The 17,729-nt window shown below is 49.7% G+C and carries 15 protein-coding genes; 10 read left to right on the top strand and 5 right to left on the bottom strand.

Annotated features, from left to right (window positions below):
• Positions 1-77 precede the first annotated feature (77 nt).
• From GJJ30_RS13040 to GJJ30_RS13030, 3 genes are all read right to left on the bottom strand, one after another.
• Positions 78-1,274 carry a glycosyltransferase family 2 protein gene (locus tag GJJ30_RS13040; RefSeq protein WP_154175606.1) on the bottom strand — a complete coding sequence of 399 codons (1,197 nt, stop codon included), beginning with the start codon at positions 1,272-1,274 and terminating at the stop codon, positions 78-80.
• 57 nt (positions 1,275-1,331) lie between these two features.
• On the bottom strand, positions 1,332-2,558 hold the full coding sequence (locus GJJ30_RS13035) for a glycosyltransferase family 2 protein (RefSeq protein WP_154175605.1): 1,227 nt from the start codon (positions 2,556-2,558) through the stop codon (positions 1,332-1,334).
• Between the two features lie 267 nt (positions 2,559-2,825).
• Positions 2,826-3,233 (bottom strand): response regulator transcription factor, encoded by a 408-nt coding sequence (locus tag GJJ30_RS13030; RefSeq protein WP_154175604.1) that lies wholly within the window; start codon positions 3,231-3,233, stop codon positions 2,826-2,828.
• A gap of 516 nt (positions 3,234-3,749) precedes the next feature.
• Between GJJ30_RS13030 and GJJ30_RS13025 the strand changes: the two genes are divergently transcribed.
• Genes GJJ30_RS13025 through GJJ30_RS13015 form a run of 3 tightly spaced genes read left to right on the top strand, consistent with a single transcriptional unit; the run spans position 3,750 to position 7,565 of the window.
• Complete coding sequence (locus GJJ30_RS13025) at positions 3,750-5,216, top strand: O-antigen ligase family protein (protein ID WP_154175603.1); 1,467 nt, start codon at positions 3,750-3,752, stop codon at positions 5,214-5,216.
• Positions 5,217-5,263: 47 nt separating this feature from the next.
• Positions 5,264-5,836: a gluconate 2-dehydrogenase subunit 3 family protein gene (locus GJJ30_RS13020; protein WP_154175602.1), complete on the top strand. Its 573-nt coding sequence runs from the start codon at positions 5,264-5,266 to the stop codon at positions 5,834-5,836.
• Positions 5,837-5,849: 13 nt separating this feature from the next.
• Positions 5,850-7,565 carry a GMC oxidoreductase gene (locus GJJ30_RS13015; protein WP_154175601.1) on the top strand — a complete coding sequence of 572 codons (1,716 nt, stop codon included), beginning with the start codon at positions 5,850-5,852 and terminating at the stop codon, positions 7,563-7,565.
• Positions 7,566-7,571: 6 nt separating this feature from the next.
• On the opposite strand, the gene GJJ30_RS13010 is transcribed toward GJJ30_RS13015, so the two are convergent.
• Both GJJ30_RS13010 and GJJ30_RS13005 read right to left on the bottom strand, forming a co-directional pair.
• Complete coding sequence (locus tag GJJ30_RS13010; protein ID WP_154175600.1) at positions 7,572-8,225, bottom strand: acyltransferase; 654 nt, start codon at positions 8,223-8,225, stop codon at positions 7,572-7,574.
• A gap of 13 nt (positions 8,226-8,238) precedes the next feature.
• On the bottom strand, positions 8,239-9,441 hold the full coding sequence (locus GJJ30_RS13005; protein WP_154175599.1) for a glycosyltransferase: 1,203 nt from the start codon (positions 9,439-9,441) through the stop codon (positions 8,239-8,241).
• A 456-nt stretch (positions 9,442-9,897) separates the two neighbouring features.
• Here GJJ30_RS13005 and GJJ30_RS13000 point away from each other — a divergent pair, with 456 nt between their 5' ends.
• From GJJ30_RS13000 to GJJ30_RS12970, 7 genes are read left to right on the top strand one after another with little or no spacing between them, the layout of a single operon-like run.
• Positions 9,898-10,659 carry a TolC family protein gene (locus GJJ30_RS13000; RefSeq protein WP_229313108.1) on the top strand — a complete coding sequence of 254 codons (762 nt, stop codon included), beginning with the start codon at positions 9,898-9,900 and terminating at the stop codon, positions 10,657-10,659.
• A 9-nt stretch (positions 10,660-10,668) separates the two neighbouring features.
• Entirely contained in the window at positions 10,669-12,891 is a 2,223-nt protein-coding gene (locus tag GJJ30_RS12995) for a GumC family protein (RefSeq protein ID WP_154175597.1), read from the top strand.
• A gap of 28 nt (positions 12,892-12,919) precedes the next feature.
• Positions 12,920-14,356: an MOP flippase family protein gene (locus tag GJJ30_RS12990; RefSeq protein WP_154175596.1), complete on the top strand. Its 1,437-nt coding sequence runs from the start codon at positions 12,920-12,922 to the stop codon at positions 14,354-14,356.
• Between the two features lie 11 nt (positions 14,357-14,367).
• Positions 14,368-14,979: a PKD domain-containing protein gene (locus tag GJJ30_RS12985; protein WP_154175595.1), complete on the top strand. Its 612-nt coding sequence runs from the start codon at positions 14,368-14,370 to the stop codon at positions 14,977-14,979.
• Between the two features lie 25 nt (positions 14,980-15,004).
• Positions 15,005-15,904: a glycosyltransferase family 2 protein gene (locus tag GJJ30_RS12980; protein ID WP_154175594.1), complete on the top strand. Its 900-nt coding sequence runs from the start codon at positions 15,005-15,007 to the stop codon at positions 15,902-15,904.
• A 16-nt stretch (positions 15,905-15,920) separates the two neighbouring features.
• Complete coding sequence (locus GJJ30_RS12975) at positions 15,921-16,925, top strand: T9SS type B sorting domain-containing protein (RefSeq protein ID WP_170299182.1); 1,005 nt, start codon at positions 15,921-15,923, stop codon at positions 16,923-16,925.
• A 2-nt stretch (positions 16,926-16,927) separates the two neighbouring features.
• Positions 16,928-17,710, top strand: a complete 783-nt coding sequence (locus GJJ30_RS12970; protein WP_154175592.1) for a glycosyltransferase — start codon at positions 16,928-16,930, stop codon at positions 17,708-17,710.
• Positions 17,711-17,729 lie beyond the last annotated feature (19 nt).

Here is a 17,729-nt window from a genome sequence, read left to right as displayed (position 1 = left end):
GGAAAAGGAGTTAAGCGGAGAAATATAAAAAACTCTGCTTAACTCTTTTTTTTCTCCGCTCAACTCCGCGAAATAACTCAATTTTCTTTTGCAACCGTTGTTTCCCCGTGGGGCGTATGCAGGAATTTCTTGCCGGCGGCTTTTATCTTCAGCAGGGAACGGATCATGCGGAAAACCAGGAGCGGGAACGTCAGCACGTCTTTCATCGAAATTTTCTGCCACAAATAACCGGGAATCGAGATCAGCAGGCTGAACAGCAGGGTTCCGAGCAATACGCCGAAGAACTCCCAAACCGGTCGGTAGCCAACGACCAGCCCCACCAGAAAGCCAAAGGACAGGAGCGCCAGAAACAGGACGCGCGGAATGAGTAGGGATTTCAGAAACGCATTGAAAGCGTGTGTGTTCCCTCTCAGTAAATGCCGAACCCCGACGCCAGAATAGAGCTTGACGAAATGCACCTGGGCCGCAATCCAGCGAGTGCGCTGCCGTTCGAATACCTCCAGATTCTGGACTTTCTCGTCGTAAATCAACGCATCATTCAGGTAGGCAATGCGAATTCCTTCGCCGAGCAGGAGCATTTCCAGTTCCTTGTCGTACCCGCCGACCGACTGAATTTGGGTCATCAGCCGCTTCATCGTTTCGGGTTCGAACGCCATTCCCGAGCCAATCAGCGAAGCCGACAAGCCCAGCGCCCGCTGACCGCGCCGGAACAGATTGTTGTTCACTTCTTCGTTCATCGCGTCAAAAACCGCTACACTCGTGTTTGTGTTTTTCGCGACCCGATGCCCCTGAACCGCCCGCCAGCCGCTGTCGAAAGCCAGGTTGATGCGTTGCAGGTAATCGGGAGCCATGTGATTGTCGGCGTCAGAGATTAAAACGATGTCGTAGACATTCCGGGGTAATTGCAGCAGGGCCTGCGTAATCGATTTCTGAACGGTCGACTGTTCGAAACTCACCACGATGACTTTGATGGGTAGTTCGGCCAATCGCTCGAGCGTCTGGGGCTTGAACGAATCAGCAATAACGAAGAGATCGTATGAAGCAGTGGGGTAATTCTGTTGCAGATTGGCCTGAACGGAATCCAGAATGACGGTATCTTCTTTGTAAGCCGGAATCAAAACGGCAATCTTCCGCACCTGCCGGGGCTGTTTCGTCGGCGGTTCGTCATCCTTTCCGCCGAAATGGGCCGCTACCGCCGAAATAAGCAGGTAACCAACATTAAAAAGCAGGTATGACCCAACCAAAAAAAATACTCCCAGCCCGAACAGTTCCATATGAATGTTAACTAATTATCTTTCATTAGTAACATAGCATTTTCTATACCAAAGTTCTTAAGCTGCCCGGCGCGCTTTTTCCCAAATGCCGGATTCGTTTTGTTTTAAATACCGGATAAAGCCCAGAATAACGCACCAGTTCATGAACACGAAGTAATACGGCACAAAGGCGATTTTCCAGCGCATTTTCCGGTTTTCCAGTAAATAACCGAGGTAAGCAAAGGCGTAGAAGATGGTTTGCGCGATCAGAAGTCCACCCCAGAAAACCAGGGTCTGGGTTGGCGACTGCGCTTCCAGGTGACTTAAAAAAATCACAACGTTCAGCAGCCAGATCAGCGGCAGGCAAAAGGGCGTTACGGCCCAACGCAGCACCCGGTGGGAGATATACTGAAAGCTAAGAATACCGTATTTGAGGATATTGAGCAGGTACGTCAACCGGCTAATAGCCTGAAAACCACCGGCCGCAATCCGAACTTTCCGCTTCTTCTCGTCGCCGACCGAAAACGACGGACTTTCCATGGCGTAGGCATCCGGCTCATAAATCACCCGGAATCCTTTGCCCGCAATCTGGAGGGAAATAATAAAATCGTCCAATAAGGTGTTAGTAGCAACGGTTTCGTACAAGTTCGTACGGATGGAGAAAAGCGCGCCGTCGGCTCCCACGATGGAATGAAGTTCGGAATCCATTTTTTTCAAAAACGACTCGTACTTCCAGTAGATACCTTCTCCGCTGCCAGCCGCCGAATCCGCTTCGGCGGTCAGAATCCGTTTTTCACCGGCCACCGCGCCCACTTTTTCATCCTGGTAATGGCGAACCATGTTGCTAACCGCCGACAGATTCAGATTGGCATTGGCATCCGAAAAAACCGTAATGGGCGTATGAACCTGACCCATCGCGTTGTTGATGGCCCCGATTTTGCCCATTCGCTTCCCTCCTCTCACCACCGTGATGCGGGACGATGTCGCTTCAACCTGATCCAGGTACTCACCCGTTCCGTCCGTCGAACCGTCGTCGACAAACATCAGGTGCAGCCTGGTTGCGGGATAATCCTGATCCAGACAGTTTTTGACCTTATCTTTTATGTAGGCAATTTCATTGAAAGCCGGTACGACCAGCGTCACCTCGGGGCAAAACTCCTCTTTTAATACCGGCGTATTGTATTTAACAAAAATTCGTTTGAACACCACCATTCCCCATACCACAATCCCATAACCCAGATACGTATAAAATACCATTAGTACGCAAATGGCTACTAAAATTTCAATAATAGATGTAACGTTCATAAAAACTTAAGTGGAGGTTCAAAGGTCATCACGTTGGTAAAAGGCACACTTTTTTGTCCGACAAATAGAAGTAGGTGAGGTATTTATACTACGACAAAATAAGTGCCAGAGCTTCATCTGTTGGCAAAATATGCCGAACTCTAAATATTTAGTGAATTTTCATCATTTATGCCCCGACACGCAAGGGCATAAATGATGAGTCGAACGGTTTAGACGGTAGTCTGGTAATCGCAAACAATTAAATAGTGACAGGAAGAATGGACGGCATCAGGCAATCATGCGGTGGCCGTTAAATGCAGTCCGCCGGATCAATGCCATTACGCGGGCTTTTATTTCAAGCGGATTAAACGGTTTGGCCACACAATCATCGGCCCCCATTTCCAACGACTGGATCCGGAGCGTACTGTTCAGCGTTCCGGAAAGCGCCAAGATGGGGATATTTTTGTAGCGCTGGCTTCCACGAAGCAGCCGAATCAGGTCGATCCCGTCAAAATGGTGCAGATTCAACTCCGTGATAACCAGGTCCGGTTTCTTTCCCTGTTCGATAAACTCGACAGCTTCGATGCCGTTGGTCGCGATTTTTACATTAAATTCTGAAGAAAGTGTTTGCTGAAGGATACCCGCTAAAAATGGATTTTGCTCCGCAATGAGTAAATTTAACTTTGGGCTTTTCATGGTTGTATTCAATCTACGGTAAAAAATGAGGATAGAACAGAGAAAATAGAAATTTTTTATAAAAATTAGTAATAATTACTCGTTTACCTCCAAATGTCATGCTATTAAAACAACACGTATTTCTTTCTGATCATTAAGTTACTAACCGAATAACCCTCTAAAAAAGCCAATTTTTCTTTCAACAATTGTACAAAATTTGGCTAATTCCGATTTCCAGCCCCACTTTCTTAATTAGCATTACTTAATTATCAAACATTGAGACAAATATAAGAGTGAAAACAAGAAATGTGTAAATTATTTCTGCTTTTTAAGTATAAAAACTAAGTATATTGATTATACGGCGGCAATCCTGGCTTATGTGCAGTTTACCCTTAAAATATAATTTTTACAATTTTGCATTTATCGAATCATTAATTATCCCTTACCCATAAAACCCGCATTTAGAGCGTTAATTGGCCGGGTTTTTGCAGCAACAGCTTGTACGATATATGCTGACTGTTTACCCGCTGTTATCTAATGCTCGATTCTGTTGCCCTCCCATCTTTTCGATTGCAAAACCGGTTCTGGCTTTTTAGCCTCATTGGAACGATCTGCGCGGTCGTTGCCGGTTACGCCATCGGCACGCATGAAATCGTGGGGGCGGCCCTGGTCGTTGTTGTACCAATGGGGCTGGTTATCCTGGCGGGCGTGCTTTCAGAGCCGCGTGTGGGCTTTCTGGTTTATATTCAGGTCAGCTTTCTGGTCAACGTTTTTGCCCGGTTTCTGCCCCTCAGTCTGCCATTCGGGATGATGGTCGATGGCGTTCTGGCCCTCACCATGCTAAGCCTGCTTCTGAACAGTAAACGAATGCAATGGAGTAAGCTCAGGCATCCCATTATGTACCTGGTGGGTTTCTGGTTTGTTTACACCTGTCTGGAATACTTCAACCCGGAAGCGCCCTATCGCCCGGCCTGGTTTTTTCACATCCGGCCGTTTTCCATGCAGTGGATTTTTGCCGCCTGCATCATTCTGGTCAATCCGATTCGAAAAGGTGACATTCAATACCTGCTCGTTACCTGGCTTTTCTGGTCGTTTCTGGCCGCGTTATGGTCGTTCAAACAGCAATACCTCGGCTTAACCAATGCCGAACAAATCTGGATGAATACCGTAGGAGCCAAAACCCACCTGCTGTTTGGCCACCTTCGCAGCTTTTCGTTCTATTCCGATGCCGCTCAGTTTGGCGCGGAAATGGCCGGTATTACGCTGGTTGCCCTCATTCTGGCGCTCGAAGAGAAAAGACTGCTTTACAAGCTGTTCTATTTCTTTCTGATGCTGGTCTATTTCTGGGGTTTTGCGGTTTCCGGAACCCGCAGCGCTCTTTTCGTCATTCTGGCGGGCTTTCCGTTCTACCTGGTTTTGAAGCGGGACGTCACCAAACTGGTACTCGGCGCGGCCGTGGCCGTTCCCTTGTTTGTGATTCTGAAATTCACGGAAATCGGCAGCGGAAACTACCAGATTCAGCGCATGCGCACGGCCGTCCGGCCCCTGGAAGATCCGTCCTTCATTCTCCGCCTTCAAAATCAGGAAAAGCTGTCCCGATTGATGAAACGGCTGCCGTTCGGGGCCGGTTTGGGCACTTCCGAGAGCGTGGGCGTCCGGTATTCTCCCTGGCATTTTGCGTCCCAGATTGCTCCGGATAGCTGGTACGTTGAACTCTGGATTGAAACCGGGATTGTGGGCGTCTGGATTTACGTCGCAATGCTGGTGGCGATTGCGGGAATTGGTGTCCGCAAAGTGCTAAAACTCAGGGACCCCTGGACGCTCATGGTGATGCGGGTTTTCCTGTGCGAATACGTGGGCATCATGGTCATGGGCTATTCCAATCCGGTTCTGGGCCAGTTTCCGACCGGGACTATCATATTTGTCAGTACGGTTCTGTTTACCTCCTGCGAACGCTGGGACAAGCCCGCTAAAAAGCCCGAGCCCGAACCAGCGCTGGCCTGATTCAAAGCCGTCTGTTAGTTTAAACCACAAACCAATCTAACCGAGTTATGAAACGTCGCCGGGCTCTTTGGGGCATCGCTTTGGTGGGTAGTAGCGTTGCTGCCTTTGGTGGCTTCAAGTGGTTTTCCTGGCGTAAGGAACCGGACATCGCTTTTTTAAATGAACAGAAGGCCCTGCTGGATGCCCTGGCCGAAACCATCCTGCCCAAGACCGACACGCCCGGCGCCATCGAAGCCGGTGTACCGGATTTTATCCGGAAAATGATCATTGAAAATACGCCGGTTGTGAGTCAAAACCGCTTCATCAATGGCCTGAAAGACGTTGAGTCCTATTCCCGGGATACGCTCGGAAAACCGTATGCGCAATGCAGCAAGGAGCAGCAAAACGAGGTTATGCGGCATTTTGAAGAACAGGGAAAACCGCTCAGCGGACTGCCCGGAAAGGTGGAACGAAAACTGGTGGGCAGCTCCTTTTTTACCATTTTAAAAGAATATACCTGCATCGGCTACTGCACTTCGGAGATGGGCATGACGCGGGGATTGGCCTACGAACTCGTACCCGGACGTTTTGCGGGATGCATTCCGCTCGCTCCCGGCCAGAAATCCTGGGCTACCAAATAACCCTCTCAACGTTATGAATCCCGTTTTTATCAATACAAAAGGCAAAAAGGAACACACGTTCGATGCCATTGTGGTCGGTTCCGGCATCAGCGGTGGCTGGTCGGCAAAAGAACTGTGCGAAAGAGGCTTGAAAACCCTGGTGCTGGAACGGGGTCGCCATGTGGAACACATTACCGACTACCCCACGGCCATGAAAAGCCCCTGGGAATTTCCGAACCGGCTCACCGGCAATTTGAAAGACCAGGCCGAAAATCCGGTGCAGAGCAGTTGTTCGGCGTACAGCGAGGACACCAAACAGTTTTTCGTCAACGACCGCGAACATCCGTATATTCAGGAAAAACCGTTTTCCTGGATTCGGGGCTATCAGGTGGGCGGCCGCTCACTTACCTGGGGACGGCAATGTTACCGCCTGAGCGATCTCGATTTTGAAGCCAATGCCAAAGAGGGCATCGCTGTCGACTGGCCCATCCGGTATAAAGACCTGGCGCCCTGGTATGGTTACGTCGAGAAATTTGTGGGTATCAGCGGTCAGGCCGAAGGACTTTCGCACCTTCCCGACGGGCAGTTTCTGCCGCCGATGGAATTGAACTGCATCGAAACCCATTTTGCGAAGAAAGTCCGTCAGAATTATAAAGACCGGCTGGTGACCATCGCCCGAACTGCTAACCTGACGCGGGGCTGGAACGGTCGCGGGCCGTGCCAATACCGTAATTTATGCAGCCGGGGGTGTCCATACGGCGGTTATTTCAGCAGTAATTCAGCCACCTTGCCAGCGGCAGCCGCCACGGGGAACCTGACGCTGCGCCCCGACTCCATCGTTACGGAGGTGTTGCTGGACGAAAAAACCAACCGGGCCACCGGCGTCCGCGTTATCGACGCGCATACCAAACAGGTGACCGATTATTTTGCCCGGATTATTTTCCTGAATGCCTCCACCATTGCCACCACGGCGATTTTGTTGAATTCAACTTCCCGGCGGTTTCCGAACGGTTTGGGCAATACGAGCGGACAGATCGGGCACAACCTCATGGACCATTTCATGATGGGCGGGGCCATGGGCGAACACGCCGATTTTGGCGATCAGTATTATGCCGGACGGCGGCCGATCGGTTTTTACGTGCCGCGTTTCCGGAACATCAACGCCCAGACGCAACGTCCGGATTACCGCCGGGGGTTTGCCTATCAGGGCGACGGCGAACGGGCAGAATGGTCGGATCGCTACAAATTAGAGGGCGGTTTTGGTGCCGACTTCAAAGCCAAACTGGCCCAGCCGGGGCCGTGGACCATTTTTATTGGGGCCTGGGGCGAAACGCTGCCGTACGACGACAACCGGGTTTCTCTGGACGACAAACAAACCGATCAGTGGGGACTGCCGCTGGTGCGGGTTAATTTTGAGTACCGCGAAAACGAGATTAATATGCGGAAGGATATTAAAGAAAGTGCCGGGGAAATGCTCACGCAGGCCGGTTTTCGCAACGTTCAGCAATTTTACTACGATCTGACTCCCGGTTCAGCCGTGCACGAAATGGGCACCGCCCGGATGGGCCACGACCCGAAAACGTCTGTGCTCAACGGCTTCAATCAGATGCACGATGTCAAAAACGTTTACATAACGGACGGCAGTTGCATGACTTCCTCGGCCTGCCAGAATCCGTCGCTGACTTACATGGCGCTGACCGCCCGCGCCTGCGCCCACGCCGTGGATGAGCTGAAGAAACTCAATTTATAAGCGGTTTTACTCCGGGACTTCGACCGGTTTTGGGGCCGGACTGGTCGCGGGTTTTACCCAGGTGTTGGATGCCGGATCGTATTGTTTCAAAATCCGGGTGGGGTTGCCGCCAACGACCGAATAAGCCGGTACGTCGCGGGTAACCACGCTCCCCGCAGCCACGACGGAATGCCGTCCGATGGTAACGCCCGCGGTAATGACCACATTGGCCCCGATCCAGCATTCTTCCTCAATCACGATCGGGCGGGTGGTGACGGGCTGCTCCCGAATTGACATCTTGACGTCTTCGTAACGGTGATTCAGGCCCGACATGACGACGTGCTGGGCAATAATCACATCATTCGCGATTTGCACCGGACCAATCACCACCGACCCGATTCCGACCGTGCAATTATCGCCGATGGTCACACTCCCGACGCCGTTGTTGATGACCCCAAACGCTTCGACGATGCTGTGTGCTCCCAACGAAAAACCGCTAAACGGCAGGACATCCATCCGCACGGACGAGCGGATTTTGGAAGTCCCGTGGCGCTTGTGAATGAAGGGGTTGACAAACCAGCTCACCCACCGGCGGGGCCGGGCTTCGTGCCGGGGAATCAGCAGCCAGTGGATAAACTTTTTAAAACCGGGACGACTGTCGACGTAGGCTTTCAAATTCATCGGATACGTTTGGTTAGGCCGTTTGGGGTTGCTTCGCAATCAGGCGGTCGATGGCATCGATCATCAGACCCAGCGAGTTTTCCCAGGTATGTTCAAGGGCAAACGCAATGCGTTCTTCGGCCGTTGAAAGCTGTCGCCCGTTGAGGGCGTCGTCAATACCGGCAATGAACTGATCGGGATTTTCGGCCAGATAAACGTGTTTCGCAAACAACGACATGGTTTCCGTTTTGAGGGCAACCACCGGTTTTCCCATCGCCAGGTATTCATCGATCTTGCGCGGGTAATTCCCGATCGTTACTTCGTTCAGTTTCTGCGGGTTGATCAACACATCCATCCCGGCCACGTAGGCCGGAATCTGGTGAGAAGGCTTGGAACCGAGGAATTTAATGTTCGGAATGGCTTCAAGCCGTTCTTTCTGAAAGGAATCGTCGGTTGATCCGATGAGCACAATCTGCCAGTCGGGTCGCCGGAGCGCCACGGTTTCAATCAGATCCACGTCCAGCCGAAGGCCGGTCAACGCACCGGCGTAGCCCACGATCGGTTTGGGAAGCACGGCCATATCCGCCGGAACCTCGCCAACGCGGTTTGGGTCAAACAGCGACAAATCGCAGCCCTGGCCGACGTACACCGAATTCGGATTGTAGCGGGCCGCCTGATTGGCCAGGTAAATGGAATTGCTGGCCACCAGATCAACCTTGCTCATCAGCTTGGGTTCGAGACGCTCACCGTGCCGCTTCCAGTAATCGACCGCCAGAAAATTGTCCCGCAGGTAATAAACAGCGGCTTTGGGCTTCAGCAATTCTTTGAGATAAAATCCCTGAAGCATGTCGTTGTCATTCAGCAAAATGAATGATTTCCAGTTCAATTGCTGAACGGCGGCTTTGATTTCGGCGGCAATGACATTGCCATTATAGCGGTTCAGCCAATCGTACACCACCATATCGGGCAACCAATTGATGGACGTCAATAAACGCTGCGGACTCAGCACCCAGAGATTTTTCTCCGCCTGAACCAGCCGGTCGCCTTTGTACTGCTCGATGAAAGAATTCCGCTGCTGCACACGGGGGGATTTTTTGGCAAACAGCGACGACCAGTCCAACGGATCGTTGATGAAAAGAACCTGATGCTCTTTGGATAAGCTCCGGGCCATATCCCGGATATTGCTCCCTAAATTCTTTTCCTCCCAGGGCTGACGGGACGTAATAACGAAGTTCATTCGATCGCTGGCTTATATAAATTTTGAATCGCGTATTCATTCGGTACCTGCTCCCGGCACCTACAACCTATTTGTCTGATAAAAAACAGCAGTATTAGGAAATTTCGGTACACTAAAAGCAAATACTATGCTTAAATTTCAAAATAAGGGAGTTACTTAAAAAGTCGGAATTTTAGATTAAAATCAATTTAACCATTTTTAAAAGTTGGTTAAAAATAAAATTTATTGAAGATTCTTAAACATCTGAACGAGTGAATCTCACCATATTACGCTATATACCAACAGTTTAACCTATTAAGCATCCATCCGATGGGGTAAACGCATCCGTGAGAGTGGTATTGTTTTTGCTACTCCTTTGCTATTTGTAGTACTATGACTGACCTATTTGTCTGGTTTTAAAAAATGATAAAGAGCGTCTACGGATTTAGGATACCAACCAGCCGAACCATCTTATTCTTGTCTTGTTATTTACTTTTTTGGGCTGAGCGAAGCTATGCCCAGAAGCCAGCTGTATCCAAACCGGTTTCAACCACCCAACCCGTAACGGTGCCGGATAACAGCATCGGACTTGACGTCAGCCAGGATCTGTCAGGCCAGTTGCTGCCGTTCGATGATATATACGATCTGGCGGTCGCCCACTCACCATTGATCAAATTAGAAAACGAAACGGCGGTGTCACTGAATGCCGCCTATAAGGTTGCCAAGCTCCAGATTCTGCAGAATGCGAACGGGTTTGTCAACTATTCGATGGGTAATCAGGCTATTTTCTCCTCCAATTCCTACACCTCTGACCTGCTGGGGCAAATCGCCAATGGCTATCGGGCGGGCGTGAACGTAAACCTGAGTTTGTTCGACATTTTCGGGCGTCGCCAACTGCTGCGGCTAAACCGCGCGAATTATCAGGCAGCCATGCAAAAAAAGGAATCCGTCGCGATGGAATTGAAGCGCGACCTGATCACGGTTTATCAGGACATGCTGACCGCCCAGCGGGTTCTGGCGGTCCGGATTCAGGATGAACAATCGGCGCTCACCGCCTATCGGGTGGCCGAAGCCGAAATGCAGCAGGGGAAAATAGAACCGCGCGCGCTGGCCAGTGCCAACAACAGTTACGCCCAGGTCAAGTCGATTACCGAGTCGGCCAAAGGCGAATTGATGAAAAATATCTATTATCTCGAAGCTATGGTGGGTGTGCCCCTCCAGCGGTTAAAACGTAATTAAGCCAATCGTATGACACCCCGGGTTCTACTGCGACTTTTAAAGCAACATGCACTCTGGTTTATTCTGCTCCCCTGTATTACCGCCATAACGGTTTTCTTTCTGACGCAGGATATGCCTAAAGTTTATAAATCACAGGCTACTCTCTATACAGGTCTGGCGTCTGGCTATTCGTTGCTGACTGATAATCAGAACGGTTACATCGATCATTCGGCGGCTTCTTTCGAAAATTTATTAACGACACTGAATTCGCAGGAAACGATGCGGCAGATCGGAACCAGCCTGCTGGCGCTGCACCTGCCGCTGGAAGCCCCCAAACTCACTGTTTTGTCGGAACCCGGTTTTCAGAAACTCCGGAAAGCGGTTCCTGAGAACTTACGGCTTTCACTGATCAAAGACCCGGCCCGTTTGCCTGCCAAAATTGACAGCCTGTTGATGATGGAGGGCGACAATCCGATTAAAAAACTGATCACTAAACCGGAATCAGACTACAGTCCGGGCGTTATTTCCAAGAAGTTAAAGGCCAGCCGCAAGAATTCGAGCGACATGCTGGACCTGGAATACGAATCGGAAGATCCGGCTATCGCCCAGAAAATCATCAGCCTGGCCATCGACATTCTGAACAAACGGTATATCGCGCTCAAAACCACCGAAACCAATACCGTTGTCAATTATTACAACGAGGAATTCAGGAAGGCCAAGAAGAAACTGGACGATGCCGAATCCCGGATTCAGGCATTCAGTATCCAGTATAAAGTGCTTGATTTTCGGGAAGAATCAAAAAATATGGCGGATTCAAAGGAAGTCATTTCCAACGAATACAACCAGGAGTTGATGAAGAATAAGGCCGCCAAAGCCGCAGTCGATGTATTAAGCCGGCGGTTGGGTCAGCGGGGTACGCTCCTGACCGTCAGCTCCGAAATGAAAGCCAAGCAGGCGGCTTTGACGGAAGCCGAAAACCAGTTGATCAACGGACAGGCATACGGCCAACCAAAAGCCACGATCGACCGCTTAAAAGCCCGCGTCAATCAGATTTCGGAGGAGATGAAGACCATCGCCAGCAAATATTACGCGGCTACGGATTCCCCCGATGCCATTCCGCAGCAGTTGTTGATCAACGAGTGGCTGACCAAAGTAATCGAATTTGAAGAATCGGCCGCCCGCCTGGAAGTTTCTAAAAAACAGATCGAAGATTACGATACTAAAACGCGGCAATACAGCCCGCTGGAATCGCAGCTCCGCCAGCTAAACCGGGAGTTGGGCATTGCCGAAAAAGAATACCTGGCCGCCGTTCAGAGTCTGAATCAGGCTACGACCCGCCGTCAGGATATTCTGGTGGATGGGGCGCTGACGGTACTGGACCCGCCCGGTTTTCCGGCAACGGCCGAATCGAAAAGATGGTTGTTCGTAGGTCTGGGCGGAGCCGTCGGCATCTTCCTGGCGTTGCTACTGGCTGCTTGCCGGTATTGGTTCGACCGCCGGATCAGTTCGCCGGAGCAAGCTGAAGCGATGATTGGTCGGCCGGTTGCCGCGCTTTTCCCAACAGTTCGGAAGTTCACGATGGATTCCGTTGCCGGTCGGACGGCCTTCAGCATGTTCGAGCAGCTCTGCAGCGCCATCAATATCGAGCTGGCCAAAATTGGATTGACCCGTAGTTATCCGCCGGTGATCACCCTGTTCAGCGTCCGCTCGAAACAGGGAAAAACCTGGACGGCCAACGGTCTGGCCCGTATTTATGCCGAATCGGGCCAGCGTATTGCCTACTGTTACCCGCGTCTGACCGACGACCAGCAGATCGTCGATCAGGAAGGAATTACGTTTTTTCCGTATACCCGCCGGACCGATTTCATGAATCTGACCGAATTGGAGGACTTGTTTGAAAACGGTCAAAAGTTCGATCCGTCCGCCTACGACAAGATTTTGCTCGAAATACCGGCCATCATCACCAGTCCCATCCCGGTTTATCTGCTTCACCTGAGTACGGTTTCCCTGCTCATTACCGATGTGAACAGCATCTGGGCCCGGACGGAAAAGCAACTGCTGGCGATGTATCTGAAGAGTGTCTCGCACCCGGTTTTAGCCGTTCTGAATCGCGTTGACAATAGTTACATCGACGCACCCAGCCGCGCCGACGCCCGGGAAAGGCCCATTCAGCCCGAAAGTTCGGTCGAACTGCAACGCTCGATGCGGTCGCTGGAACAACAACGTACCCTTCGATACGGCAAACTGACGTAACCTCAATCTTTAGGCCGGTATCACGATTATGGATAATAAGCAAAAAGCAATCAGCGGGGGCAAGTGGATAACGATTTCAACCGTTATTTCCACGGTTCTACAATTCGTGCAGGTTTCGATCCTGGCCCGGCTTCTGGAACCGTCCGTGTTTGGGGTAGTGAGCGTCAGCACGCTGATTATTAACTTTTTCTACATTTTCAGCAACCTCGGTTTTTCCAATTCAATTATTTACAAGCAGGAAAGCGACCGAAAAGTCCTGTCGACGCTCTATTTTATGGGCCTGATTCTGGGCACGACTATTTTTATCATTGTCTTTTTCAGCTCACCACTTGTCGTTGCTTTTTATAACGAACCCCGGCTGGATAAAGTCATCAAAATTGCTTCGTTCTACTTCGTTATTATCTATTTCGGGCAGATTTATTTATTCATTCTGCAAAAAGAACTGCGGTTTAAATCCGTTGCTTTGATTGAAATTACGGGTGCCATCAGTGGAACTGCCGTTGCGATTACACTGGCGTTCAATGGGTACGAAGAAACGTCCTTAATATTCGGTCAGCTTGCCATGCAAACCGTCCGAACCATTCTCTGTATTGCATTGGGGATAAAGCTATTTGTCCCTCTCCTATATTTCAATATTAGCACGATCAAAGAGCACCTAAAGTTTGGGATTTATAATGTTGGCGACGGTGTTTTGGGGTTTATTCAATCCAATTCCGATAATATCATTGTAGGAAATATGTTGGGCGTTAAGCTGCTGGGCTATTATACCATTGCCTATCAGTTAGCGGTTTTTCCAATGACCAAATTAAACCCGATTGTCTTGCAGGTGGCTTATCCGCTCATTGCCAAAATGAAGGAAAGTAACGCGGAGTTAAAAAAATCGTACCTGCAAATTCTGGATCTGATCAGCTACCTGAACCTGCCCTTACTCGCCGGTTTATTCATCACCGCCGACAGCCTCGTCCCGCTGTTTTACGGCCCCGGTTGGGAACAAACCATCGATCTGATCAAAATTTTCGTCTTTGTAAGCCTGTTTAGCTGCCTGAGCCACCCGCTCTTTACCCTGGCATTTTCAAAAGGAAAACCGAATCTGCTCTTTTATCTGAACCTGGTAACGCTGATTATAAAAATTCCGATCATTTACCTGTTCGCGCACTATTGGGGCATTACTGGTATTGCACTCGCGTTTCTCACCGCAACTATTATTAATGTCGCGATCAACTTTGCGATTGTCCATTATTTAATCGGTGATTTCCTGCGGGATTTCGTAGCAAACTTCATTAAACCGGTTTTGTTCTGCCTGATCATGTACGTGGTATTGACCATTTATAAAACGTATGTCGGGCACGAAGGAATTATCAATACCGTAACTCAGATTTTAATAGGCGGTTTTATTTATATCGGCTTAACCCTGATGTATAAAATTCCGTTGGTTGAAATAAAAGCATTACGAAAATCTCTCTGATACAACTAACCATGAAAAAATCAGTACCGGTATTCTCTCACACCAGAAACTTAATAATCTCATTAAGCTGCATTAGTGCCGTTTTAATCTTTGTCATTAGTTGCCAGCCAACCGTCAATCCCAAACCCATTGCCAACTTTAGTATTGAAGCCGTAACCGGTAAGGCCGGTGCTTATAAACTGACCAATAAATCCCAGCACGCCGATCGCTACCAGTGGAACTTTGGCGACGGACAAACGTCGACCGAAGAAAACCCCACGGTTCAATACCGGACCAATGGAATTTATAACATTCAACTGACGGCCAAGAACGAGGTCGGGAGTGACGATGCCGCCAACAGCATCAATGTAGATGGCGTCAACGTCGCCGGAAGCGTCATGTTCTGGACGAACGCCCGCGGTGACAGCACCGATATAGAGGTGTACGTCGACAATGTTTTGCAGGGAGCGATAACCTCTTTTCTACCGACCGGCACGCCGGGTGGCTGTGGCACGGACGGTTATGTAACCTTTTATCGTTCACAAGGCACGTATTCATTTTACGCCAAATCAAGGCGACGTTCCTGGTCGGGGACGGTCACCATTACCAATGGCGTTTGCAATTTTAAATTACTTCCCCGTTAACCGATACCCATAAACGAACCGTGCAATGAGTATGTTACCCGGATGGCTTTCTAAACATACATTTGTTTACCAGGCCGACAATGTTCCTGCCCAGCGAATCTATGATCTCCGGACCCGATTGGCCCGGTTTCAGGTCGATAATCCGGAAATATCCATTGTTATACCGGCTTATAACGAGGAAGCCAACCTGCTCAATACCCTTTCATCGCTGGCAGATCAAAAGGTTTCCGTCCCGACCGAGTTACTTGTAGTTAACAACAATTCGTCGGATCGGACTCAGGAACTACTGGATAAATGTGGCGTCCGTTCCATTATTGAAAAACAGCCGGGAGTGGCCTATGCCCGACAGGCGGGTTTGCTGGCAGCCCGGGGCCGGATTCACGCCAATGCCGACGCCGATTGCCTTTATCCGGCGGGTTGGGTGGAAGCCCTGACGGCACCGTTGAATACGCCCGGCATTGCCTGTACCTACGGTTTGTATTCGTTTCTGCCCAGTCCGAAATCGTCCCGTCTAGCCCTGGCCTGCTACGAAAAAGCCGCTCAATTGATCAGTTGGGTACGAAACCGTCATAAACCGTACCTGAACGTATACGGTTTCAACTTTGCTTTTCGCCGGGAAGATGCCCTGGCGGTGGGCGGTTTTGATCTGGATTCGGGCCGGGAAGGCTCCGTTGCCGAGTTGATCGCGGCAGGCACGCCCCCTCCCCCAACGGGTCGCTGCGAGGATGGCCTGATGTCGCTTTCCCTGCAGCAACAGGGCAAAGGTGCCACGTTTCGGGTTACCGATCCGGGTGCGCGCGTCTGGACGAGCGATCGTCGGCTGGTTGCCGATGGCAATTTGGGCAAAGCATTTATGGTTCGGGTCGGTAAGGCCATTCGGGAGCTTGGGTTTTACCTCACGCCATCCAGTTCGACGCCGTCATGATTCAACTGCGAAAGTCATGTTTTCCTGCATTAAGCACTTTCGTATCAATCAGCCAACAGGTCGTAAAACGATCGCCATACCGGTATTAATTAGTTGTTTTTTAGTCATTCAGTGCCCTTGTTTTGCGCAGTCCTGTAATCGATTAGCCGCCGAAATAAACACCAATCAGACGTTTGGTACCAATGGAATAACTACCCTGTTACCCGAACAGATTCCGTATACGTACGTGACCGATGGCTGCCCGAATGACGGGCAATATGCCGTCCGAAGTTCGGTTGATAAAACCTGTTATACCTCAAGCTGGCACGGGCTCGCTGAAGATCACACGCCGGATGACGTAAATGGAAATATGCTGGTTATCAATCCGCCTTATAAGGGGAGTTTTTATCAGCAAACCATAACCGGGCTTTGCAGTGGCACTACCTACGAATTATCGATGTGGGTGGTGAATTTAAATTTGATCATGCCCGACGGAACGTGCGGTTTGGAAGTGCCGCATGATCCCGATATAACGATGCAAATTGAAACCAGCGATGGCGAAAGTATTCAAACGGGAAAAACCGGTACTATTCCCCGCACGCGCTCGCCAATCTGGGTTCGTTACGCTGTCCTCTTTACGGTTCCGGCCAATACCGATCAACTGATTATTCGATTAATCAATAATGAACTGGGTGGTTGCGGTAATGATTTTGCGCTGGATGATATCCAGATAAAACAATGCAGTTCGTGCCGGTTATCCCGGATTGATGTACCGGATTCGTTTAGCCCGAACAATGACGGCACCAACGACCTGCTGGACATTTATTACACCGAAGTTATTGCCGCCAAACTGATCATTTATAACCGCTGGGGCAACGCCATTTTTTCAAGTACGGACCGGGAAACAAAATGGAATGGAACCTATCTGGAAAACCCGTGTGAAACCGGCGTCTATGCGTGGATTATTAAATATACCATTCAGGACGAGAATAATCAGGCGATAGAATATACAAAAAGAGGACAGGTTTTACTGTTTAGGTAAGCATGAAAAATCATTTTCCAGAGGTTACATTACTGATAACCCACTACAATCGAAGTAGCTCATTAGAGCGATTATTGAAGGCATTTCAGGACTTAGACTGTTCGTTTGGGGAAATCATTGTTTCCGACGACGCCAGCAAACCGGAACACCAGCAGGCGATTCAGAAAATGATGAATACTTATCCGTTTCGTCTGATCTCAACGCCCAAGAACAAGGGCCTGGCCAATAACATTAATAAAGGTCAGGATGCTGTCAAAACGCCGTATACGCTCTACGTGCAGGAAGATTTTGTTCCGAAATCCAGCTTTGCCGCGCATTTTAAAGATGCTTTGCAAATCATGAATCAGGAGTCGGATCTGGACATCGTGCGGTTTTATGCTTATTACCCTTATCCGTATATGAAACCGTATAAAAACGGTTTTTCACAGATGCTTTATAAACCCGGGATCTGGCACGCCGATCATTTAAAATTTTACTATTACAGCGATCATCCCCACCTGCGGAGAAGTACTTTTCTGGACAAATTTGGCCGCTATGTGGAAGGAATTCAGTCGGATAAGGCCGAATTCCTCATGTGCCTGTCGTTTCTGCATCGGAAAGGGAAAGGGCTGTTCCTGAACAATTTCAGCGAGATGTTCGATCAGGTAAATTCATCGCTCGAACCCAGTACGATTGGACGCAGTGACTGGCGGCAGAACAAAAGTCTCCCCTTTCTTTTTGTACGGTGGTTTTATTTAAAATTCAGGTTAGTTAAAAACAGTTTCGAGTTAGCTACTACAAAGTGATAAAATAAAGTATAAGCTA

Origin of the sequence: Larkinella terrae (genome assembly GCF_009668025.1) — a bacterium.
Taxonomy (GTDB): Bacteria; Bacteroidota; Bacteroidia; order Cytophagales; family Spirosomataceae; genus Larkinella; species Larkinella terrae.
This window is presented reverse-complemented; position numbering and strand designations above follow the sequence as displayed.